A 20,634-nucleotide genomic window follows, 5' to 3' on the forward strand; every position below is an offset into this window, starting at 1 on the left:
GAGCTGTTGTTGCTCCGTCGAACTGCTCTTCAGCAGCATCAATCTGTCCTGCAGCTGCGTCAATGTCATCTCTTGCTGTGTGATTATCGTCTGCAATCGATTGTATTGTGACAGTTGTATCATGACTGTCTGCGGCTGCGTCATGTTCGTAGTGCCGGCACAGTAGCCAGCCGCCGGCCCACACAACAATAAGGCAAAGGATGCAGCAAATAACAATGATTTTAGGATTTTTGGCAATCTTATCGACCTCCTCACGTAATTGCGGCAGATATAACAAAAGGATCACCTCCTACACAAAGAGAGAGTCAGCATACATCCAATCCCCATCAACAAGATACCCTCTGATAGGCAGCTTATTTGTATCCTGCCAGACAAAGCCCTTGACATCATCAGCATTCCCCCATTCGGCATTCCACACTGCGCAATTGAGGCCACGCCAGTCAATCGCTCCGCCACCATTACCGGCGCTATCCGCTACTTCCCGCTCTAACCAGCTATATGGGGCATATACCCCAGTAGCCAGCCCGATATTGTTTATCCATGCTTGGCACTGCGCGGTAGCATTGGCCCCTGAAAAGTTATATCCATGGCATTCTTTCCAGCCATCAGCATCTTCCAGATCAAAGAAGACCGGGAGCTCCAAAAGTACGCCGCTATCGGCGATAATAGCTGCACATTTTCGTGCGTGTTCCGCTGTGATGTCCGGCGTAAGCGAGTAGTCATAGTGATACGCACCTACCATCAAACCATATTCATGCGCCATCTGCACATTGTGCCGGAATTGCTCATCTTCGTGCCCATTGCCCCACGAGCAGCGAACGTAGACGAATTTACATCCGCTGTCTACGGCGTCTTGCCAGAAATCGGTATCCAAATATCCTTGGTTTTCTGATACATCAAAACCTCTAACCATTCATCATTCCTCCTTTGTCTTTTCTTTTGCCATTGCAGGTATAGGCATTGTGCACTTTGCAGAATTGAATCGGCTGTCATAGCCGTATTTCGTCCAGGCCGCTTTTGCCAGCCCCACAATTCCGGCCAGCCCTGTAATGACTGCGGTCACGCCCTGCCAGCATGATGTGATTTCAAAGCGTGTGCCCAGTAGCGCGTTGCTCCAGTATCCGTATAGCCAGCTGATCAACACCAGGCATAAAAAAATCATCATCACACAGGCTATGATGATGATTAATGGGAGCCAGTTTCGCTCTGCCCACTTGCCAAATTTGATAATCCTACTTTTCAATATGATGCACCTCTTTTTGCAGGTCATCCAGTCGATGATGCGCCTGCTTTGCGGACTCCTCCACGCGTGTAAGTCGGGTATCCATCCCCTGCCGCTTCTCCTCGATACTTTTCACATAGATTTGGGTACCCTTAATGAGTGCCCGAAGGTCTGCAATTGATGAGTTCAGCGGCTTGATGACACTGAAATTGAAGATGATACCGCAAACCGTAAGGAGCCCAGTAATAGGCCCCACAATAGATAACCATTCCATTCCAATACCTCCTTTATGCTATAGGCGCAGTGGTGTCGGCAGGTGTAGTACTGCTATCCTCAGCAGGTGCTTTGGTAACAGCTAAAATGACGTGATCCCCATAGTCAAACAACATATCATTCGGATCATTGATCGTAATCATTACTCCGTCCTGTGTACTGGTAAAAGCATACTGCGTACTCGACTCACCACCATTCGGATAAGTCATCTTGCCATTACATATATACCTTTTTTCCATTGTTTATCTCCTTTACCGAAAAGATGAAGGGCAGCAATTATGCTGCCCCCCCCCACACTGCTTTTACCCATTCTCACTATGACTTTTTGGGCTTTCTTCTTGATGCTTGCTGTCGTAGTCATCCCACTCTTCCTTCGTTACACGCGCAGCGGCCGCGCCGCCATTTTCAGAATAGGCTACGTGCTTTTCGTCGTGCTGATCTTGCGCTGCATTGGTTACTGTTGCTTCAAAATCTCCGTTTTCAGAAAATACTTTTTCCATCATTATCCTCCTTTAAATATAAAATAACCGCAAAATAGCAGTTAAAAACTAATTATGCGCAATTACTATAACAACGATACTGCCATAACCACCGTAATATGTATATCCACCTCCTCCGTTTGATCCTTCGTAGAAATTCGAATAAGAATACCAACAACAAGCAGTAAGTCCATTAAGGCCGCATATAATATGATCATCTCCGACAAATACTTTATCAGTCGTTGGCGTAATGCGCCCTCCATTGTTATTAAGAAAGCTGGTTATATCCGATTCATAACGACTAGATGGTGCCCTTACCGCACTGCCATACATGCCTACATTTACAATATCGCACTGTTCCCTTGTAAATCCCGAAGGGATAGTAATCACATTACCATTTTTTACAATTTGTTTGCTTATAAAAAAATTTTTTATATTAAAACCTGATTGTTTTATTACATTAGCATTAATCGTTCCGGAATTAATAACAGCTCCATTAATCGTCCCCCCGGTGATTGTATTACCGGTAATCGTCGTGCCACTGATTGTCCCTGCAGTGACGGTACCTAAATTCGCGCAAATAGCTGATAGTGATCCGATAGACATTTTATCGGCAGTTACGGCTCTAGCCGCAAGCATCCGATTGACAATAACATTATTGGCAAACGTTGTATTACCGTCAATACTGATCAGGCTGCTCTTAATCTTGACTGTCGTTGGCGACAGATTAAGATACGTCATAATATCCCCTTGCGCCACTTTTAAACCGACGGCGTTATAGAGCTGTGTAAAAGCCGCATATCCGGTAGCATTAGGTGCTTTGGAAAGGTTAGCTACGACAGCTGATACACTGTTGGCCGTTTGCGTAATCTTGCTCGCATTACTGCTGATCTTGCCATCCAAAGCTGTGTAGTTACTGCTGATCGTAGATGACAAGCTGCTGTCGGTAACTTTAAGGGCAGTGATGTTCGTCTCATTGGTACTGACACGCTTGACGATCCCGCTGATGCTATCAGCATTTTGCGTTATTTGCGTCTGTATGCTATCAGGGACAAGTTGATATTGCGTAACATCGTAAAAAGCTATTGACGACACATACCATTCAAAGTCTTCTGTCTGGGTTCCGCTGTTATTGGTAATATAAAAATGTCCAGAAGCTGTCCCCCATTTCGCGTTTTTAAACGTGGTTCCGTAATGCCACATACCAATGTACTCTTGCCAATCTCCAGTCCCCGCGTTGGCAGTTATCCATTTAACGTAGCCACCACTATCACCTAAACTATTCTGCGCCAAGTTAATCGTATGACCAATAGGTACATTCGCAATCATGCGAAAAATATATTCTACGGAAGCGCCCCCTTTACAGATATTGGCAAAGTGAACCCCACCGGACACGGATGACGTCATACCTGCTGCCGATGTAAATATACGAAGCAGCTTTCCGCCAGTTTGTGGGGCCGTATCAAAGGGCTCTACATATGTCAATGTTTCAGCAGTAGGTGGATCTACGCCCCGTGTATAAAGATTAGCACGAAGCGTCTTAAAGCACGTATCCCCGTCGGGATTCAGCAGCTTTCCATGCGCCATGGCTGACAATGCCTGTGCATATGCATCAGAGCCACTTATCTGCGCAGTTACAGTCGATTTAAATCCGCTCACCGTTTGTTCTACGCTGCTGGCTTTGCTGATCGCTTGATCGGCCAATGTTTGCACAGCCGAAATGGTTGCCTTATTCCCATCAACAGTATTAGATAAAATATTTATTTTCGTAGTTTGTCCGTTTACGTCTGACTTGATACCGGCTATGGTCGTGTTAATACCATATATGCTGGTTTGCTGCGCCATCACTTTAGCATTTATCTCATCGGCCTGCTTTTGCACAGTAGCTATCGTAGCAGTATTGCCGGCAGCCGTTTTAACTACTTCGTTGACATTCTCATTAATTCCAACTACCTGCATCTCTATCGCCTGCTTATTATCAACAATGGTTTGTTCCATGGCGTCGAGAGACGACTGCATAGCCGCATCCGCGTCTTTGAGATCAACCATAGCTGTACTCGTAGACTCGTTAGCGCTTTGCAAATCAGCTAACGTTTGCTTTAACGTAGCATTTAAATTATCTTCTGTGACTTGCATGTCTCTCAACAGTTCAGGATCGATCGTCGGCTTTACCGTGCATGTTGTTGCCCCAGATTCTGCCCCCTCTCCGAACAGATCATAAAAGGTGACAGTTACATCGTAGATATCCGGATCGACTGCAAGCATAGCCAGCCTATCCTGTATTTTAATTGATTTTACGGATAAGGCCCCTTTGATGCGCACAACAGCACCGATACAATCAATCGGTATGGCGTCGGTTTCGACAGCCAGCGCTCCGATTTTAGCCGTAACAACCGGTGCTGCGGGAGTCGCTGGAATTGGCTTGTTGTAAGTCAGCGTGGCAGGAGTGGAATACGCGCCAACTGTACTTTTTGCATACAAGTATATTGTTCCGGAACGCTTGCCTAAGGTAAGCGTCGCCTGCAGGTCATTTGTCTGCATCAGCAATCCAGCAATATTCCCCGGATTTTGATCCGTCCGCAGCTCATAGTAAGCGATATCCGTATTCGTGACCTCATCCCACTTGATCCGCGTCACTGTATCAAAGGTTATTTTCGCACCAGGCGGCGCTAATGGAATTTCCGATTTTACTGCAACCACAAGTTCTACAAAAGGCGCTATATCTGGTGCCGTAGAAAACCCGTGCTTGTCTTTGGTCGTTACTGCGATTTTATACGTGTTGCCTACGACAGCCTGCGGGATGATTACCTGATGGACCCCGGCTCCGCCAAAGGACCACTCGCCCGCATAGCTTCCACTGCTTTTGCGCTTATACCACACGTTCCCTTCCAGGTAGCTCTGCAGCTCCGGCGGTGTCCAGCTTACCACAATGGCGTAGGTTGATTCCCGATCCTGCGTCCACTCGTACCGTGTATACGCCGTGATCTGCGTCACTGCCGGCAGCGAATACGCCGCCAGTGTGTACCGTACCGGCTCTACATCGGCCAGCGACTGATTACCGGACCCGAACACATTGAACGACACAAACTTCAAGTATATCTGCTTACCGATATCCTCCTTGCGGAAAGCAATCTTTAATAGGGTATTATCCAGTCGGCAGAAAGAAACTTCCGCATTATGCGCAGCCGCCGTCGTCTGATATTGACCTCGTACCAGCCCGGACAGCTGATAGTGTCCGTTCGCCAGTAACTCTGCCGTCTGATAAGACAGACATTCTCCGTCCAGCCAGCAAAGCGTATTGCCCCGGTCAGCATCCTGCTGCGCCCCGGACAAAAAAGTCCCATTGACCGCGACCTCGATGGCGGTGGCGGCCTTCGTCACCGTCGTGGCCAGCGTGCCGATCCGGGCCGTGCTGGTAATCTGTCCGGCCGGCCGATAATGGGCATTGTCGTCACTGACATATACGTCACAGCCGCCCCAGCCGTCGGCAGACCCTTTTGCGCCGATCCAAAGCTCCAGCCCATTGGCCGTCAGATCGGACGGCGGCTGCAAGAGGACTGGCGGTGCCGTATCCGGCGCAGCGATATTGTAGTTGACGTACGGCCGATCATTGGCATGTACGTCGTACGTTGCGGCGCTGTATGCCCCATCTGGGCGGGATATGGCGGTAAACGTCAGCAGCCCGTCGGTGCCTTCCGTGACGCTGTCAATGAGGACGACTTGCTTATTCAGCCCGCAGTTGACGTCTGTCAATGTGACCAAGTCGCCGACTTCCAGCCGGCAGAAGGACCAATCCAACTTGAAAGTGTACTTATTACGCGCATATTTCCCCTTGCGGGCCAGCGATTCTGCCAGCTTGACTGCCCGCTCCTTAGTGTACAGATAATGCGCCTGCGTCGTGTTGGCCTGCCGCAGGCCATAATCGGCGATATCGTCCGTCACGGCATAGCTGACCGTTTCTTTTTCGTATCCATTCGCCCGGTTGATAAACTCCACAGGGTACTGATTATACACCTCACTGCTGTCCTTGCGCTGGTACGTGACCAGTGCTCCCCCAGACTGCGGAATAAAATCATCTGCCGTCAGGTCGTACAGTACCGTTCGATTGGGGGACCATCCGGAGTACGTTCGATCGTCCAGCGGCACGATCTTGAACGTATCATTCGACCAGAAGACATACGCATTGGTCAACGTGGCGATTTCATTGATAATTTCCCGCGCACTCTTGGCGGATGTTTCGTCCGAAGGAGTAGAAATCAGTAAATCAGCGGCTGCGCAGTACTTGCGGTACTTGTCCAGTCCTACGATCTTCACGGCGCTCAGCCCGGCTTTATCCAGCACATACCGAATGTAATCGGCCGGATTGACGTCTACACCGTCCCCGGTATCCAGCAGCTTCCCGGCTACCTCGAAATTGTAATTCGGCATGGAGCCACTGTCACCCAGGTCAATGACACCGGCGACGTAAGCCAAACCAGAATACGACAGGGCCTTATCCGGATGCTTCCCCTGTGTATAGGCCCAGGGAGCCTGATCTTTGGCGCCAGCGTGCAGCGTCAGCTGTATCTCTTTATCCGGGTACGTGTAAATATTCTTCCCTTTCCATACTCTTTTCAGCCCATGGATAGGCCCTTCACAAAGCCCCAGCAGCACCGCTACGGTATAGGTATAGGAAATGGTCACGGTCTTACTGCGATGCCCACCTTTGCCGCTTCGCTGTGATTCCCGGTGCTCATGTGCGGTAAAGTCGTCGTAATAGATCACATTCCCGCTGACCCGCGTCGTGCCCAGAATCTCCGGGACCGGCGCTCCGTATTCGGCCGTACTGACCGTGAAATCTGATATTTTATTTCCTCTGATGGTGGTCGTATGACCACGGAAAAAACTCATGCGCTCACCCCCTTAAACCGGTACACGCCGCGCAGTCGGCTTTCTCCATGACTATCCAGGAACATTACATCATGCAGATCAGATAAAATAACTCCCTGCGCGATAACCGCATGAATGATACGATCCTCTCCCAGATAAATGCCGGCATGCGAAACGCAGCGGCCGAACTGAAACAGTAAAAAATCGCCGATGGCCATATCCGCCGCGGCGACAGGTTCGCAATACTTCTTTACATACGATAAAAACCACTCTTCGCTGTGATGCAAATGCCACTCGTTGGAATACGGTTTAATGGGGATATCCCCGTACCCAATGAGCCCCGCATCCTCCAGCGCTCCAATGAGCAGCATCCCACAATCGACACCGATGCCCTTGACCCGCGCCTGATTGACATGCGGGGTATTCAGCCAGTGCCAGGCCGCAGCCGCTATCCTTTCTCCATCGGTCATATGAGCACTTCCTTTCTGGGGACGAACGGAGCGATAAGGCAGGTATCATCCGTATCTTTGCTGGAAATTACCTGGCTCTTATCGTCTGCGGAGTAGGTCCCCTGCGGATAATACTTACGAATAGGGAACTGCATGTTGAGCCCCTGCGTCTTGGCCTTGACGCTCAGCTGCAGCTTAATACCGCCGGCGCTCTTGACTTCCGCGGTCCCGCCGAAAAGGGAAATGCAGCCGATAATCGTCGTATCCCGGAAAAAGCAGCGGCGCAGCTGCAGCTTGGCTCGATCCAGCACGCCATCATGCGCAGCCTTGAGGATGGGATCCTTTCCAATCGCGTCCTTTTGCCCGGCATGGATGGTGATGGTCATCGTATCTACCACTACACTGCTGTTCAGCTTGATCTGGTCACGCTTGATAAGCAGCGCATTATGCGCATACACATGGCCGTCATAGGTAATATCCATATCGGTATCGGCGTAATAAGACGTTTCCCCGCCGAACAGCGTCAGCTCGTAAAGGTCGCAAGAGGTCATGTTTTTGGCTGTATTCAGATACGATTCCAGATCTTTGCTTACTTCTTTCATCCTCTCACCTCACCGTTATCAGCTTGAACGACTTCGTTTTATTAATATGCTGGAATACCCGTTCCACGGTCAACCCGTCGTCCTTAAACATGACTTTCCACCAGTATGTATAATCCGCCGTGACTACCGCAGTCGACGCGGGAGCCGTGCCGAATACCACACAGCCGTTAGTGATGGTGTAATCCGCCGCAGATCGCTTCTTACCGTCGACGTATACGGTAACGTTCTCAACATACTCCACAGGCTCGATATAGGGCCCCATCCGCCGCAAGCATTGATACGTCCCTGGCGTTACGACTGGCAACTGTACTCCCGTTTCCGCATGGTCCTCCGGGTCCAGCCATAGGAAGGGTTCAAAGGCGCCCTTACAGAGCGCCACAAACCCTAGCAGCTTCCGGTATTCCTCATCGGACAGATAAGCAAATTTCGTCTCGATCGTCCACTCCGGATACAGCTGATTGGTCATCGTCCGGACCCGGCCACTCCCGGACTTTTGAATTTCCGTGTTCCATGTCATGGCCTTTGTACTGGACCAGCTGAGCGTATTCAGTTCCGTTGGAAATTTACGCATTAAAACACACCTGCTTCCGAGGCAAAATTCCGATCATTTTCAAAAAGCGCCTGTCGGATCGTGTCCAATCCGCCGTTACGGAGAAAGTCCGTGAACGACGAGGAATCTATCGTACTGACGTTCATTGACACCTGGTTTACGGACTTGCCGCCATCAATCAGCCCCAGCCGTTCAAACGTATCACGGGACAAGGGCAAAACCGCTTCATCGTGGTGCCCTTCGCCGATCATGGCAATAGTTGCCCCTTTCGTAATGCCGCCGGATGCCAGCTTCTGGCCATTCCACGGAGCGGTTGTTAGGGCGGCCTGCTTTTCCGTCCAGGTAGCACCGCTCTTAGATAAAGAGCCTAACCCTGTAAAAGCGGAAGCCACGGACGAACTCAGGGCCGCCGCGGTTCCTGCCGACATGAGCCCCATGGCTACCCCGGCAGAGGCCGGATCAAGGACCAGCTTGAAGAAGGCAGCCGGGCCTAATGCGGCCGCCATAGCCGTCCCCTCTGCCGCTGTTTGCGCTACTGCCGCGGACGATTGGGCTTTTGCCATGGCGCTATTGGTAATCATACCTGCCAGCTGTTTAGCGTAGAACTCCACGATTACCTGAATCAAGGATTTCCCCAGACTTTGAAAGGCTGCGCCCAGCGTCTTCGTGCCCATGATCGTATCCGTAATAGCCGAGCTTAGGCCGCTGAATGCGGTACTGTACATACTGGCCACCATCTGCGCTGTCGCAGCATGCGCCGCCAGATACGTCTCTTGATAGGTTTCCATCATGGATTTCTGCGCTTCATAGTCGTTGAGCCGGGCCGCGTTTTCGTCGGTAAGCACGGCCTGCAGCTTCTCCATGGATACCTGGTTCCTGGCTTCTTCCATATCCGCCTCGATATCCTTTGCCTGCTGGTAGTAGGCAGTTTTCTGGTCAATCAGCGACTTGTACTGCGCCAGCTCTTCGGCGTACATCTGCCTGGCAAACGACAGTCTGCCATCGGCCGCCACTTCATAGGCCACGTTTTCTTCATCCAGCTCCTGCAAGAACAGGGCCTTTTGGCTCTGCGTCATGCTGGCGTATTCCGACGCGTACTGCTGCCATTTGGATTGGATCGACGTGATGGCCTTATCATAATCTGCTTCCATCTTGGCCAAGGCCTTGTCGCTGGCGGTATCCGTAACATCGGGAGCATTCGCCTTGAGATTAGCCGCGATCTCCTGCGCTTTACCGCGAATCTGCTGCTCTTTCTGCGCGTCCGCTTCTACCGCTTTCAAATGCTCCTGGGCATACATGACATCCAGCTTTTCCTTGTCTTTCTGATAGCTGGCATTAAACGCTTTCGATTCGTTCAGCTTTTCATATTCCTTTTGAAATTTGCGGTCCGTCAGCTCCACCTGTGTGGCTGCAGACTGGGCATAACTGTCATCAATCTGCTTGTGCGCCTGAATCGCCTGTTCCGTCATCTGCTTGCGATATTGGGCCTGCTGCTGGATGAAGTTGCCACCGCCACTGGCCCCCTGGCTCTGCACCTTGCCGTAATTCGCCTTGACCTGCGCAGCGTAGGCATCCTTATCCTCGCCGCCGTAGTAATTGGCCACACCGGCCCAGGTATCGCCGCCGGCGGCGTTAATTTTATCTTTCAGCATGGCCGCCCCGGCCATAGCGTTTGACAGCATACTAGACTGATAATCCTGATAGAGGTCACCGATCCGGACACGGCTGCCGTCTGTGCCTGCAATGTCCTGGTCAGGGCTTAGGATTTGCATCATCCCGCCCCCGTTGCCGCCGGACATGGAAAGCCCGCTAATGGTATCACCGCCGCTTTCCCGCATCGCTACCGCCAGCAGCAGCGCCGGGTCCAGATTATACGCCGTAGACGCCGCTTTAATGGCCTGCGTGTATTCGCTCTGGTCCCAGTTAAACTGCGGCCGTTGTGTGCCACTACCACTATCCGGAAAACCGGCGTATTCCGCCATGCTGATATAGCCGTGCACGTTAAAGGCGTCCCGATGGTCCGTATCATAATGGGCCGATACGCCCTTGGCCCCGCCTGCCGCATAATACCCGGTTCCGTTTTCATCAATCATGATGACATGGCCCTGCGGGTCGCCATCACCGTCATTGGTGATGGCCACGTCCCCAGGCTTGGGCACATATCCGGAGCCTGCCGTATGGAACGCGGCCCCTGCGTTCTGGGCCCAGGAATTCGCATTCGGCCCCAGGTCCCAGGCGTTAGATACACCAGCATTGCTCCATGCGTTTTCAATGTACGTCGTGCAAACGACCTGCCCGTCGCCGGTGCCATAGGATAAACCGCTAAGGGCCTGCGCGTTATAAATCGCCCCGGCGCGCGGATCATAGTGGCCCGCCTTGCCAGAGGTACCACCGGCGCCTCCGGAAGCCCCGCCGCCATTGAATTGCTGAAAGTCCGGCATCGCAGAATCCGAGGTGCCCGTACTGGGCCCAGACTGGCTGATTTCCTGATTGGCCTGCCGCCGGGCTTTCTCTTCCGGTGTCATGTTGCTGCCGACATTACTCAACGCATTATTCGTCTGGAAGATCTTCTGGATGAGCCCCTGCAGCCAGCCGATCGCCGTCTGCACAAAACTGCGGATGGTAGATAACCCGCTCCTGGCCCATTCCGGCAAGATCGCGTTTGCCATATCTCCTAACGCGCTGCCTATCCGGCTCAGGGCAGAAGATATCCCATCATATAGCCAGTTAAATCCGGCGATAACCGCCGTAACGATATTCGTTACCGTCGCCAGCAAAAAGGAAAGAACGGCGACAACGACGTTGATCGCCGCAATGATGGCATAAATCGCCGCCGTGGCCACCGTAGCCAAAAGGGTAATAAGGGGAGACGCGGCAGATACTAAATTGCTGATCGCCTGCCCCAGCTCGCCCCAAAGCCGCTTCAAGGCATCACCAGCCATATGGACGGCATCCATCGTGCCCGGCATGACGTTAAACAGGTCCGTCAGACTGTGACCGGAAGAAATAAACGCTGCAATAGCTGCGCCAACGGCTGCAAGGATGATCCCCAGCGGGCCGAACGCCACTACCAGGCGCCCTACCGTAGTTACCACCGTCGGCAGCGACGTAAGCAGGCTTTTCGCGCTGCCAAGAAGCCCCGTAAACCCGGCTACCGTGGAAAGGGCGCCGCTTTTCAGCAGCGTAAAGCTCGTCGTAGCCGCAGCCATTCCGGTCGGCAGCGTAGCCAGTGCATTTTTCAGGGCCGTAACACCACTCAGGAAATTAACCGTAAGCGGTGCGGCGGCTAGCTTAACCGATAAAGAGAACTGCGTCAGCGCGGGAATCGTGGACGTCAGCAGCACAGCGGCAAGCCCTGCTGCAGCTACCTGCACCTCCGGGGGAATCATCTGCCGCAAGGCTTCGGGGATCCCCTTATCCTTCACCAGGGCGGCGAACGTTTGCAGGCTGTCGCCGATCCCCTTGAACACATCGGGAAGATCCAGCGCGTCAGAAATCTGCTGCCCCACAGCAATCGCCGTTTGGCTCAGCCCGTCCATCATATTGGACCAGGTCCCGGTGATGGTTTGCGCCTGTTGGTCCATCATGCCGCCAAACCGTTCCTCCATACCGCCGACCAAAGCCTGTAATCCCGTCTGCGCGTTGACCGCGCCTTTCGTGACCATATCCATGGCCTGGGGCACGGATACGCCTATTTTATCAGCCAGCATCTGCCAGGCAGGAATGCCGGCTTCGGTAAGCTGCAGCATTTCCTCGCTCTGGACCTTGGACTTGGCAGCCATCTGCCCAAGCGCAATGGTAATCCGGTCAATCCCTTCTTTTCCGAGCCCGACGCCTGCCGCAGCATCCCCGACAGCCCGCAGCGTCGGGATAATCTGTTCGGCGGTAAACCCAAACGCCAGGAACTTCTGGGACGCAGCCGCTACGTCGCTAAACTCAAACGGCGTATTCGCTGCGAAATCCTGTAACTGCCCTAATAGCGCCTGTGCCTGTTCCGCACTGCCCAGCATGTTCGTCATGGCCGCCTGCACCTGCTGGAAATTCCCGGCCGCCTGTACCGCTTTAGCGCCCAGCGCGCCGAGCGAAGCGGCTACCCCGGCGATGCCGAGAATGGCCATGCGAGACGCCGCCATCGCTTCGTTTCCCAGCGATGCGTTTAATTCTGCTTTTGTCTTCTGTAGCTCCTGGCGCAGTCCGGTGCTATTCGCTCCGATCCGGATCAAGATACTCGCTACGGTCGCCATCCAATCCCGCCTCCTCTCGCTGTCTGGTAAACGACTTTAAAAATTCTTCCCGTTCGCGGCGCAGCTCCCCGCTGGTCTTCTCGTGCAGGAACGGCCGCACCAGCTCTTTAGCCGGCACGGGATGTTTTGTGTGCACGCTCATCATGTTGCTGGTAAACCAGGCAGCCATAAAGGCCCCGTCTTCCCTGCGCGCCTGATATCCGTCAATCAGCTTATACAGCTCCATCGGTGTCAGTCGGTAAAACTCCCAGGGCTTTAGCGCTAACGGCCCGTATGCCTGCGTTTCTGCCCATTCCAGCCACTCATAAAAAGACGTGGGCGGCTTATCCGCAGCCCCCTCCGCCTCTACTCTTTTTTTTCGTCTTCTACGTCCTGCGCCGCCTTATCCGTCAGCTCCTCCGGGAAAGCCGCATAGTATGCCGCCTTGCCCAGAATGCCGCTACCGGCAATCGCTTTCACTGCCGGTATGTAAAACTCCTCTTCCAGGCTGGCCCCGTCGTCCAGCAGCTCCTGCATCCGCTGCGCATACCAGAGCTCATTTCGCTTCTTATGCTGTCCCAGGCCGATCATGAAAATTTTGATCAACACGCCCAGGTTCAGCTCCTGCTTACTGACGATATTGCTGATGCCGCACCCACACGCCTGCTCCAGCTGCGCCAGGCGCGCGACGTTAAAATACAGGTACTGGCCTTCGCCGAATAATTCAAACGGTACTTTCTGCATTTAGGGCCCCCTCCTTATGCGCCGGCTGCGTTCTTCAAATCCGACAGCGCGCCATTGCCGGACAGCGTCCCCTTAATGGTGGCCGCGTCATCGTATTTCGTCGACAGGCTGAGGTCCGTGACAGCGGCCCAACCGGTACGGTATTTCTTGTCCGGGTATTCAAATTTAACATTAACCAGCTGCCCCTCATTAAAGGCGTCTTCCAGGAACTGGGCCCCGGCATCGCTGAGGATAACGACCGATTCCAGGTCAATACTCCATTCGCGCAGTCCGGCCAGTGTCGATTTCCATCCGCCGGACGTCTTATTGCTGGCGTCGATCGAATCGGCCTTACGGGTAAGATCGCCGCTGCGCTGCCCACCGAGAAGCGTCCATACCGGGGCGGCTTCCGTTTCGCCTGTATTCAAATAAATCAGATAATCTTTCCCGGCGGTAGCGACCGAGCCGGTATTGGTAGGTGTTGCAAATTTACGTGCCATATGCTATATCCTCCTAATCTGTGTACGTAACGGTAAATTGAAAAACGGCCAGGCCGATATTCGTCATCCCTGCCGGCGTGGCAAAGACAACTTTATCGACATTGCTGTTTTCCGCCCAGCCGTCAATCGTTTCATTTTCACGCAGGACGTCACCGACCTCCATCGCCAGGTCCTCAATATACTGCGCGTCGTTCTCCTTGCCCTTAGGGTTCGGGGAGATAATTTCAATCGTAAACACCGCCGAGGCCTGCCGCTTTTCCTTACTGTATGGCTCGTACGCGATGGAATCGCAGCAGATATACCCCGTCAGCTCCTTAGGGTAGGCCGGTCCGGCTACGGCGTTCAGCCACACCATATCCGGAAATTCCTCTTTCAGGATTTCACAAATTTCATTCGCAATTTGTCGGAATCGGTTCATCATGCGCGGGATAAGCGGATTACCCCGACACCCCCCTTCCCGCTGCCATCCGTACCGGTCACGGCAAAATCGGCATAGGTCAGCCGACTTTCCAGGTCCTTGGCCAGCTGAACGTACATCTTATACTTCTGGAAATAAACATCTTCCGAACGGCTGCCATCTACCATGACCGTCGTATCTGAGCCCACCATAGACGCCGCGCACTCCCGGCAGGCAATCGCCTTGCCGAGCTGCTTGACAGACAGCGCAGGCGGCAGCCGAATTTCCTCATCGGCCAGACTGAATGATACGGCCAGCCGATGGAGGTAATCGTTGGCAAAGGCGATATCTTCGTCTCTGCATGTCAGGATATTATCCGTAATATCAGCCAGTGTAACGAACTCCATTACCTCACCTCTTCCATCACGCGCTGTATGGCTCTTTCAAAACGCCCGACAACACGCCGCTCCTGACTGCGCGCCGCGTCAAAAATAAAAGGATCACGCCGGGTTCCCGGATGATAGGCCCGCTTGGCAAATACAAACTGACCGCCTGCTGTCCAGCGCAGCGCCAGCTTTCGTTTCGGCCGAATCACATGCCCCTGAGTCCCCTGATGAAGGTAGACCGTCACCTTTCGTGTCGTGCCGACAGTGCCAACAAGGGTATCTCTCCCGGATTCGACCGCAGTAGTGATGGACCGTTCCGCCTCACCGGTACGCGTGACAAATCGGTGCTTGCTTCTCGCTTCCTCCTGAATGTCCCGCACGGCCATCTGCATCGCCTGCCGCAGCTGCGCCTTGGCCCCGGCCGAAACGCGGTCTAACCGGGACAAGGCTTCTTCCAGCCCGTGGACCTCAATGTAGAGATCCATACGCCTATGCGCCTGCCGTCGGGTTCGCCGTCATGCACGCCAGCGCTTTCGGCTGCACGACCTGGGCGCCGTAAACAAACAGCCCTTTTACGGCATCGCAGAACGATTTTTCCGGCCGGAAGGCTTCCGTCTTGGCGATCTGCGACGCGTAGGAAATTGCCTGCGTTGTACCGGCCAGAATCTTATACTTCGCCTTCGCCGTGTTCGGCACGTTATTAGACTGGTAGATGCTAAACCCGGCCGCCGTACCGATGAAGCCGTTCGTCAGCACCGCGTCCGTCTTTGCCGTGCCGGCCGCAACAAAGCGATTGTCCTTGAGCATCAGCCCGTAGAACCAGGACGGGACCACGACAAAACGACCGTCAGCGCGGACGTTCTGGTCATCCAGCGCGCCTTTCATATCTACCAACGCCTCATAGGCCTGGGCGGCGGTGGTAAGGGCCAGCGGCTTCGTATCTGAGCCGAGGCCATCCGTTACCCCGGCCTGCTTATGGAACGCCGCGATATACTGGTCTACGACGTCACGAACCGCATAAGACGCCCGCTGCATCGCTCCATCAATCAGATTGACGTTCGCCTGGGCGGCATCTACATCATCGACCTTAAAGCCGAAATACTTCTGCTGGTCGATCTTGAGTGTCGTCGGCGTGCCGTCCACATCATCCAGAGTAATGTCTTCCGCCTTCTTGTAATCCCGCACGGCGATGTCGCCGATCTGGTTGATCTTTACCGTGTCCCCGGCCTGCGAAATATCGCCTTCATAATCCCGATTGCACAGATTCCCATAGACAAGCGCCTTGTCCAGGTGCGCCAGTAAGCGCGCTTCCCAAATGGTTGGAATAAACGTTGAAATTGCCATTAGTTTCCATCTCCTTTATCAATACCTTTACTGATTTCGCCCCAGTGCTCATTGATTTCTGCACGGGTCATGCCTTTTAGGTCTTCCATCGTATACGCTTTGCCACCGGAACCCGTTCCGCCGCCGCCAGCCTCGCCGCTACCGGAGCGGCTGTCATTTTTCACCGCCCACGGGTTCTTGCTGAGCCAGCCTTTCACGCCGTCGGCAATAGAGACCTCATTGTCCCCCTCTTTGTAGACCAGGCTGCCATCGTCTTTAGCGCTGATATGACTGAGCAGCACTTGCGTGAAGACGTCCGGCTTAATGGCTTTGCCGTCTGTGAGGGCCGCCAGGACCTGCGACTTCATCGCCGTCTGAATACGCTTTTCTTTTTCTTCTGCCGCCGTCTTTTCACTAGCTGCGTACTTATCGGTCAGGTCTTTGACCTGTGCCTGCAGCGCCTCGACCTGCGTGCCCAGCTTCGACGGGTCGCCGCCAGCTGCCTGGAGTGCAGTAAGTGTCGCTACGATGTTCTGAAGGTTTCCGTCCGGGTCTCCTCCATTACGAAGATTGAGCGCGTCGAGAATTTTATTCTTTTCAATGCGGCTCTTTGCCGCTTCGTCACGGGCTCCGCGAATCGCGTCCTGCAAATCCGCCACCATCGTACCGCCATTCTCGATTTTCCCCAATGCTTCGTAAATCTGTTCCAGTGTATACGCCATGTTGTACCTCCCGGGTATAAAAAAAGAACCGTTCTTTTACGTCTGCGGTCCGCGTCTGGCGGCGAAAAGACAAGATATAAAGTTGCAACAAAAAAGCGCTTACGTCAGGTAAGCGCTGCTGCGTCAACTAAGGGAATGATTTCTTTTAGAGGCTTCCCGTTAACATGAAAATACATTAAAAGGTCATTAAAATCTTTGAAGTTTTGCAGGGGTGCATCCGTACTACCATTAATGTCAGTTGTAGCCGAAATATACCCCTTCTTTTCAAGCCCTGGATATATTGCAAATTTAATGTCAGGTAAATCACACACAAAATCATCCCACAACATATCTTTGAATTCATCAATCGTCATTAAAAAGCCTCCTTTCTTCTAAAGTAAATCCTCTTGTTGTTTTTTCCTTGAAACTAACATTTCCGTTTTCGATCGGGAATTCATGTACGTGCTCCCCGTAAATACCATAAGGGTGTTTCTTTGAATTATTATGAGGGCCCCCATGAAACAATTTAGTTAAAAAACCATGTTCATCATACAGCGCTAAATTTCGTTGTCGGATATTTCTCCCATTATGGCTTCCATATTCTATAACTGCATTTGGGGCCGAAACTCGGGGGACAGAGAACCTATCTTTCAAAGGAATACTAACGGTAGGAACGAAATGCCCTTTTTCATTAGTTTCCCAATGACCAATCCCCGTAGGTTCATTATACGCAATCAAACGGCTGGATGCAAAGAATTTTGATGACCAATTTCGCATATATTGACGCCAGTCAGTCCGCCCCTGCTCCCAGGCATGCGCCCCTTCAATCCCCATCAGTTGGCAGCGTTTCAGGTGGGATTGTCTCTGTAAATAGCGGTCCCCGCCGGCCTTTATATTATCTTTCTCCTGTTTTCCGGCTAGCTCCGTGACATACACGAGGGACAGATGGCAGAGGCAGTGCGGATGAACCGGCAGTATAGGCGTCTTATCTTTCGGGAAGACGCCGGGGCCCAGCCCCCAGAGATCGGCACGGGCATACATATCGCAGATATCATAATGCGGGTGCCGGCTGGAAAGCTGCCAGCGATACGCAATGACGTCATCATCGCTGTCATACCGCGCATGAAATCCGTCGGCCCATGCCCTGGCTGCTTCTGTCCGGGCGATACGCTCTGCTACATAACGGCTTTTCTCTTCTACGGCCGTTCTGACGGCGTTTTCCATGGCCTTGGCATTGGCTGTCGTGACAGCGTCTAACAGCTGCCTGTAGGCCGTCTGAAGCGATTTATCCGGGGCCCCGTCACGGCTGATCGCTTCTGTCTGTCGCGCCGCTTTCCGGATCAGCTGCTGCAGCTTTTTCTTGTCCGGCTCAGTCAGGTATGCCCGGCGGGTAAAAGCAACTATCTGTTGCAGGTACTCCGGCAGCGGCTGTCTGCGTACAACATGGCCGGCCGTATACCCATTATACAAGGCCCGGGCCGCCTGCATCGCATGTACCCCCAATCGCTGCTGCGCCTTGATCGTGGACACTATCGCCCGGCGCATCTCCGTGTCCACTCCGTGCAATTTTTCAGAAAGCGTCATCCCGGAACTATCCCAGGCGCCAGTCAGCTCCGGCAGCAGCGGGATGTCCGCCACACCGGCGCCAACTGCTGCAGCGTTTTGTATGGCATCTCGCACGGCGGCCGCCAGAAACGATGAAACTGCTGCGACCTGCATGGCCTTGTCTACGGCGTCCGAAACGGAATACCCGTCAGCCAGATACGATGCGACCAGCAGGATAACCTTCTGGCTTTTCTCCCGGTATGCCAGAGAAAACGCGGTCAAAATCGCCTGAATAGGACTGCCCATAGGTTATTCCTTTCCGGCAGGCCCCGGCTCCCGGTTTGCCGCGTCGTCCCGTGCCTTCTCCATTTGCTCCACCAGCTCATCAAAACGCTCACCTGGAATATCCGGGCAGTACGCCGACAGAACTTTTTTCAACACTTCCACGTTCATCCCGTCCACCAGGTCCATGTCCAGCACCTGCTGCGCCTGCTTCAACTGCTCCGCAATATCGACAACGCCAAAATCATCCGGATACCCGACGGTATACGTAATGTCGCTGTTTACCCATTGCGCGACCAGCGAAACCACATTCTCCTCTGCCCGAGCACACTGCATGGCAAAGTTAGCCAGCTGCTGGTTCGTCCGCTCAAACTCCCATTGTCTGGCGATACCGCTGTTGGTATCTCGCGATGTATTGATGACAAAAGATAAGTTAGCCATACGGTACATCTCTTGGATCAGACTGCTGATTTGAGTTTGCAGGATACTGGCCGGCTCCGGCGGTGGGGCGATGAATGCAGGAGCATGGCTGCAATCGGGATTGTATCCCAGCGCATTATTTGTCCCAACCACCAGGTCATTGACCTCAAGCGACGGGATCGTTAGCAGCGGGAATGTCTGATTACGCAATATTTCCCCTAGCCAGGAGCAGTGATTATACAGGGCTTTCGCCGTCCTGGCGATTGGCAGCAGTTCCGGCGTTGGCAGCATTGTCTTCTGTTCCAGCATCCGCGAAAAAAGCGACACCACCGGCACTCGCCCCAGTCCATGCTGCCCTGCCGCCTTACTTAGATCATCGCCCCAGACTTCCCAGCGCTCGCGGTCGTAGTAAGTATATCGGTACTGTACGGCACCGTCTTTAATACTGGAGATCTCCTGAAAACGAATATACAGCAGCGCCCCCGTCTTATCGACACCGTACTCCTGCAAGTTCTGCGGTCCCAGGATATACGCATAGGGGAGTTCACGGTGCTGCAACATTTCGGCCAGCGTCCGGGCCTGTTTGTCCCGGACATTGTCGACCACCAGAAACGCCACTCCGTAGACTTTGGCCATAATCGCTGCCCGCTTCATGAACATGTGAATGTCAGCGCCGTTCGTGTCCGCATCTTCTAAAAAGGCCTTGACCGTCGCAGCGGCCGGTCCGGAATAGTCACGCAGCGGTGGCCGTTTGAAGATGGGATCGACCAGCGCGTTGACGATCGGCGCAAAATAATTGAGATAATAGGCATTCACCTTCCGGAACTGATAATCTTCATTCGATTCGCGCTTGTGCTTATTCAGATAACTGCCTGTAGAGAATCCGCCTGATCCATAGTAGGCATCCTTTAGCAGCTGGTAATCCATATAGCTTCCTCCTAATAGTTGACACGCTTCGCGACTATCTTATCCCGGTTCATAACCTCTGACAGCCCATAGCGGCAGGCGTCGATACTGTGATTATCGGCGTCCGGGTACGAACTGATAAACTGCCCGTCTTTGTTGCGTTCATACTCATAGGTAACGAACTCTTTGTATGTGTTCGGGCAGCGCCGCTTGTCGATGTAGATGTGATTCCGATTCTGGAGCCACTTCATCCCAAATTCCACGCTGTCCGGCCCTTTCCGGGCGCCGGAAATACGCAGTCCCAAGGCACCCATCTCGGCGATTGATTTCGGCTCTGCCGAATCGGCAAGGATGCGGCCGCCATGGACGCGGGGGATGATTGCTTTAACTGTTTGACTGCTGGTCAATTTCTGCCGGTACAGCTCATCAAAAATATATAAAACCTCGTGCTTAGCGTCATAATGCATGGCCACGAACGCCAGCGGATCGACGGCAAAGCCAAAATCCAGGCCGTATCTCCGGCGGTCAAACCTGGCCACCATCTCGTCAGACATTTCCATGTCTTCCACGTTCTCGAAAACAGCCCCGCCGGTCCCGGTGACTTCGCCGAGGTATTCATGACGGTAGGCCATTTCATTTTTTGCTTTCAGCTTTTCCGCGTCCTCAAAGAATCGGTCCCCCAGCCACTCCCGCGGAACGCCTAAGTACGTCGAATGGTGAACCAATCTGTCGGGATCATCAAAGAGTTTCTCTTCATTGACCCAGTTATTTTGGCTCTTCGGCG

General features: G+C 53.0%; 23 protein-coding genes. All 23 read right to left on the bottom strand.

Annotated features, from left to right (window positions below; translation table 11 throughout):
* The coding region (locus C0977_RS10400) for a hypothetical protein (protein WP_145995094.1) at window positions 1-237 on the bottom strand (237 nt) is incomplete at its 3' end.
* Window positions 238-289: 52 nt separating this feature from the next.
* A complete protein-coding gene (locus C0977_RS10405; protein WP_101913349.1) occupies window positions 290-913 on the bottom strand; it encodes a GH25 family lysozyme in 624 nt (207 codons plus the stop codon).
* A gap of 3 nt (window positions 914-916) precedes the next feature.
* The gene (locus tag C0977_RS10410) at window positions 917-1,243 is read right to left on the bottom strand and encodes a hypothetical protein (protein WP_101913350.1); all 327 of its coding nucleotides are present in this window, start codon (window positions 1,241-1,243) and stop codon (window positions 917-919) included.
* Window positions 1,233-1,496, bottom strand: a complete 264-nt coding sequence (locus C0977_RS10415) for a hypothetical protein (protein WP_101913351.1) — start codon at window positions 1,494-1,496, stop codon at window positions 1,233-1,235. The genes C0977_RS10410 and C0977_RS10415 overlap by 11 nt, the downstream gene beginning before the upstream one ends.
* 13 nt (window positions 1,497-1,509) lie before the next feature.
* Window positions 1,510-1,734 carry a betaine-aldehyde dehydrogenase gene (locus C0977_RS10420; protein ID WP_101913352.1) on the bottom strand — a complete coding sequence of 75 codons (225 nt, stop codon included), beginning with the start codon at window positions 1,732-1,734 and terminating at the stop codon, window positions 1,510-1,512.
* 63 nt (window positions 1,735-1,797) lie between these two features.
* Window positions 1,798-1,998, bottom strand: coding sequence for a hypothetical protein (locus C0977_RS10425; protein ID WP_145995095.1), 201 nt, complete (start codon window positions 1,996-1,998; stop codon window positions 1,798-1,800).
* 45 nt (window positions 1,999-2,043) lie between these two features.
* A complete protein-coding gene (locus C0977_RS10430) occupies window positions 2,044-6,864 on the bottom strand; it encodes a phage tail protein (RefSeq protein ID WP_101913354.1) in 4,821 nt (1,606 codons plus the stop codon).
* The gene (locus C0977_RS10435) at window positions 6,861-7,313 is read right to left on the bottom strand and encodes an NlpC/P60 family protein (protein ID WP_101913355.1); all 453 of its coding nucleotides are present in this window, start codon (window positions 7,311-7,313) and stop codon (window positions 6,861-6,863) included. The genes C0977_RS10430 and C0977_RS10435 overlap by 4 nt, the downstream gene beginning before the upstream one ends.
* Window positions 7,310-7,894, bottom strand: coding sequence for a baseplate hub protein (locus tag C0977_RS10440; protein ID WP_101913356.1), 585 nt, complete (start codon window positions 7,892-7,894; stop codon window positions 7,310-7,312). The genes C0977_RS10435 and C0977_RS10440 overlap by 4 nt, the downstream gene beginning before the upstream one ends.
* A gap of 4 nt (window positions 7,895-7,898) precedes the next feature.
* Window positions 7,899-8,465 (bottom strand): DUF2460 domain-containing protein, encoded by a 567-nt coding sequence (locus C0977_RS10445; RefSeq protein ID WP_101913357.1) that lies wholly within the window; start codon window positions 8,463-8,465, stop codon window positions 7,899-7,901.
* Window positions 8,465-12,688: a tape measure protein gene (locus tag C0977_RS10450; protein WP_101913358.1), complete on the bottom strand. Its 4,224-nt coding sequence runs from the start codon at window positions 12,686-12,688 to the stop codon at window positions 8,465-8,467. The genes C0977_RS10445 and C0977_RS10450 overlap by 1 nt, the downstream gene beginning before the upstream one ends.
* Window positions 12,645-12,914, bottom strand: a complete 270-nt coding sequence (locus tag C0977_RS10455) for a hypothetical protein (protein WP_023054111.1) — start codon at window positions 12,912-12,914, stop codon at window positions 12,645-12,647. The genes C0977_RS10450 and C0977_RS10455 overlap by 44 nt, the downstream gene beginning before the upstream one ends.
* A 119-nt stretch (window positions 12,915-13,033) precedes the next feature.
* On the bottom strand, window positions 13,034-13,411 hold the full coding sequence (locus C0977_RS10460; protein WP_023054090.1) for a hypothetical protein: 378 nt from the start codon (window positions 13,409-13,411) through the stop codon (window positions 13,034-13,036).
* Between the two features lie 14 nt (window positions 13,412-13,425).
* On the bottom strand, window positions 13,426-13,890 hold the full coding sequence (locus C0977_RS10465) for a phage tail tube protein (protein WP_023054089.1): 465 nt from the start codon (window positions 13,888-13,890) through the stop codon (window positions 13,426-13,428).
* Between the two features lie 13 nt (window positions 13,891-13,903).
* Entirely contained in the window at window positions 13,904-14,245 is a 342-nt protein-coding gene (locus tag C0977_RS10470; RefSeq protein ID WP_231391302.1) for a hypothetical protein, read from the bottom strand.
* Window positions 14,246-14,307: 62 nt separating this feature from the next.
* Window positions 14,308-14,694, bottom strand: a complete 387-nt coding sequence (locus C0977_RS10475; RefSeq protein WP_023054113.1) for a hypothetical protein — start codon at window positions 14,692-14,694, stop codon at window positions 14,308-14,310.
* Window positions 14,694-15,158, bottom strand: a complete 465-nt coding sequence (locus C0977_RS10480) for an HK97 gp10 family phage protein (RefSeq protein ID WP_023054126.1) — start codon at window positions 15,156-15,158, stop codon at window positions 14,694-14,696. Before C0977_RS10480 ends, C0977_RS10475 begins: the two co-directional genes overlap by 1 nt.
* Before the next feature lie 4 nt (window positions 15,159-15,162).
* Complete coding sequence (locus C0977_RS10485) at window positions 15,163-16,017, bottom strand: phage capsid protein (protein ID WP_023054065.1); 855 nt, start codon at window positions 16,015-16,017, stop codon at window positions 15,163-15,165.
* Window positions 16,017-16,718 carry a hypothetical protein gene (locus C0977_RS10490; protein WP_023054097.1) on the bottom strand — a complete coding sequence of 234 codons (702 nt, stop codon included), beginning with the start codon at window positions 16,716-16,718 and terminating at the stop codon, window positions 16,017-16,019. The genes C0977_RS10485 and C0977_RS10490 overlap by 1 nt, the downstream gene beginning before the upstream one ends.
* Window positions 16,719-16,822: 104 nt before the next feature.
* Window positions 16,823-17,071: a hypothetical protein gene (locus C0977_RS10495; RefSeq protein WP_023054085.1), complete on the bottom strand. Its 249-nt coding sequence runs from the start codon at window positions 17,069-17,071 to the stop codon at window positions 16,823-16,825.
* On the bottom strand, window positions 17,061-18,548 hold the full coding sequence (locus tag C0977_RS10500; protein WP_200814268.1) for a hypothetical protein: 1,488 nt from the start codon (window positions 18,546-18,548) through the stop codon (window positions 17,061-17,063). Before C0977_RS10500 ends, C0977_RS10495 begins: the two co-directional genes overlap by 11 nt.
* 3 nt (window positions 18,549-18,551) lie before the next feature.
* Entirely contained in the window at window positions 18,552-19,871 is a 1,320-nt protein-coding gene (locus C0977_RS10505; RefSeq protein ID WP_101913359.1) for a hypothetical protein, read from the bottom strand.
* An 11-nt stretch (window positions 19,872-19,882) separates the two neighbouring features.
* The coding region (locus C0977_RS10510) for a PBSX family phage terminase large subunit (protein WP_200814269.1) at window positions 19,883-20,634 on the bottom strand (752 nt) is incomplete at its 5' end.

The sequence above is a fragment of the Megasphaera vaginalis (ex Bordigoni et al. 2020) genome, from assembly GCF_900240295.1.
In the GTDB taxonomy this organism is placed as follows: Bacteria; Bacillota; Negativicutes; order Veillonellales; family Megasphaeraceae; genus Megasphaera; species Megasphaera vaginalis.

Coding starts and splice junctions, on each gene's coding strand:
- C0977_RS10405 (WP_101913349.1), bottom strand. CDS start 913: ATGGTTAGAGGTTTTGATGTATCAGAAAACCAAGGATATTTGGATACC.
- C0977_RS10415 (WP_101913351.1), bottom strand. CDS start 1,496: ATGGAATGGTTATCTATTGTGGGGCCTATTACTGGGCTCCTTACGGTT.
- C0977_RS10420 (WP_101913352.1), bottom strand. CDS start 1,734: ATGGAAAAAAGGTATATATGTAATGGCAAGATGACTTATCCGAATGGT.
- C0977_RS10425 (WP_145995095.1), bottom strand. CDS start 1,998: ATGATGGAAAAAGTATTTTCTGAAAACGGAGATTTTGAAGCAACAGTA.
- C0977_RS10430 (WP_101913354.1), bottom strand. CDS start 6,864: ATGAGTTTTTTCCGTGGTCATACGACCACCATCAGAGGAAATAAAATA.
- C0977_RS10435 (WP_101913355.1), bottom strand. CDS start 7,313: ATGACCGATGGAGAAAGGATAGCGGCTGCGGCCTGGCACTGGCTGAAT.
- C0977_RS10440 (WP_101913356.1), bottom strand. CDS start 7,894: ATGAAAGAAGTAAGCAAAGATCTGGAATCGTATCTGAATACAGCCAAA.
- C0977_RS10445 (WP_101913357.1), bottom strand. CDS start 8,465: ATGCGTAAATTTCCAACGGAACTGAATACGCTCAGCTGGTCCAGTACA.
- C0977_RS10450 (WP_101913358.1), bottom strand. CDS start 12,688: ATGGCGACCGTAGCGAGTATCTTGATCCGGATCGGAGCGAATAGCACC.
- C0977_RS10455 (WP_023054111.1), bottom strand. CDS start 12,914: ATGGAGCTGTATAAGCTGATTGACGGATATCAGGCGCGCAGGGAAGAC.
- C0977_RS10460 (WP_023054090.1), bottom strand. CDS start 13,411: ATGCAGAAAGTACCGTTTGAATTATTCGGCGAAGGCCAGTACCTGTAT.
- C0977_RS10465 (WP_023054089.1), bottom strand. CDS start 13,890: ATGGCACGTAAATTTGCAACACCTACCAATACCGGCTCGGTCGCTACC.
- C0977_RS10470 (WP_231391302.1), bottom strand. CDS start 14,245: ATGGTGTGGCTGAACGCCGTAGCCGGACCGGCCTACCCTAAGGAGCTG.
- C0977_RS10475 (WP_023054113.1), bottom strand. CDS start 14,694: ATGGAGTTCGTTACACTGGCTGATATTACGGATAATATCCTGACATGC.
- C0977_RS10480 (WP_023054126.1), bottom strand. CDS start 15,158: ATGGATCTCTACATTGAGGTCCACGGGCTGGAAGAAGCCTTGTCCCGG.
- C0977_RS10485 (WP_023054065.1), bottom strand. CDS start 16,017: ATGGCAATTTCAACGTTTATTCCAACCATTTGGGAAGCGCGCTTACTG.
- C0977_RS10490 (WP_023054097.1), bottom strand. CDS start 16,718: ATGGCGTATACACTGGAACAGATTTACGAAGCATTGGGGAAAATCGAG.
- C0977_RS10495 (WP_023054085.1), bottom strand. CDS start 17,071: ATGACGATTGATGAATTCAAAGATATGTTGTGGGATGATTTTGTGTGT.
- C0977_RS10500 (WP_200814268.1), bottom strand. CDS start 18,548: ATGGGCAGTCCTATTCAGGCGATTTTGACCGCGTTTTCTCTGGCATAC.
- C0977_RS10505 (WP_101913359.1), bottom strand. CDS start 19,871: ATGGATTACCAGCTGCTAAAGGATGCCTACTATGGATCAGGCGGATTC.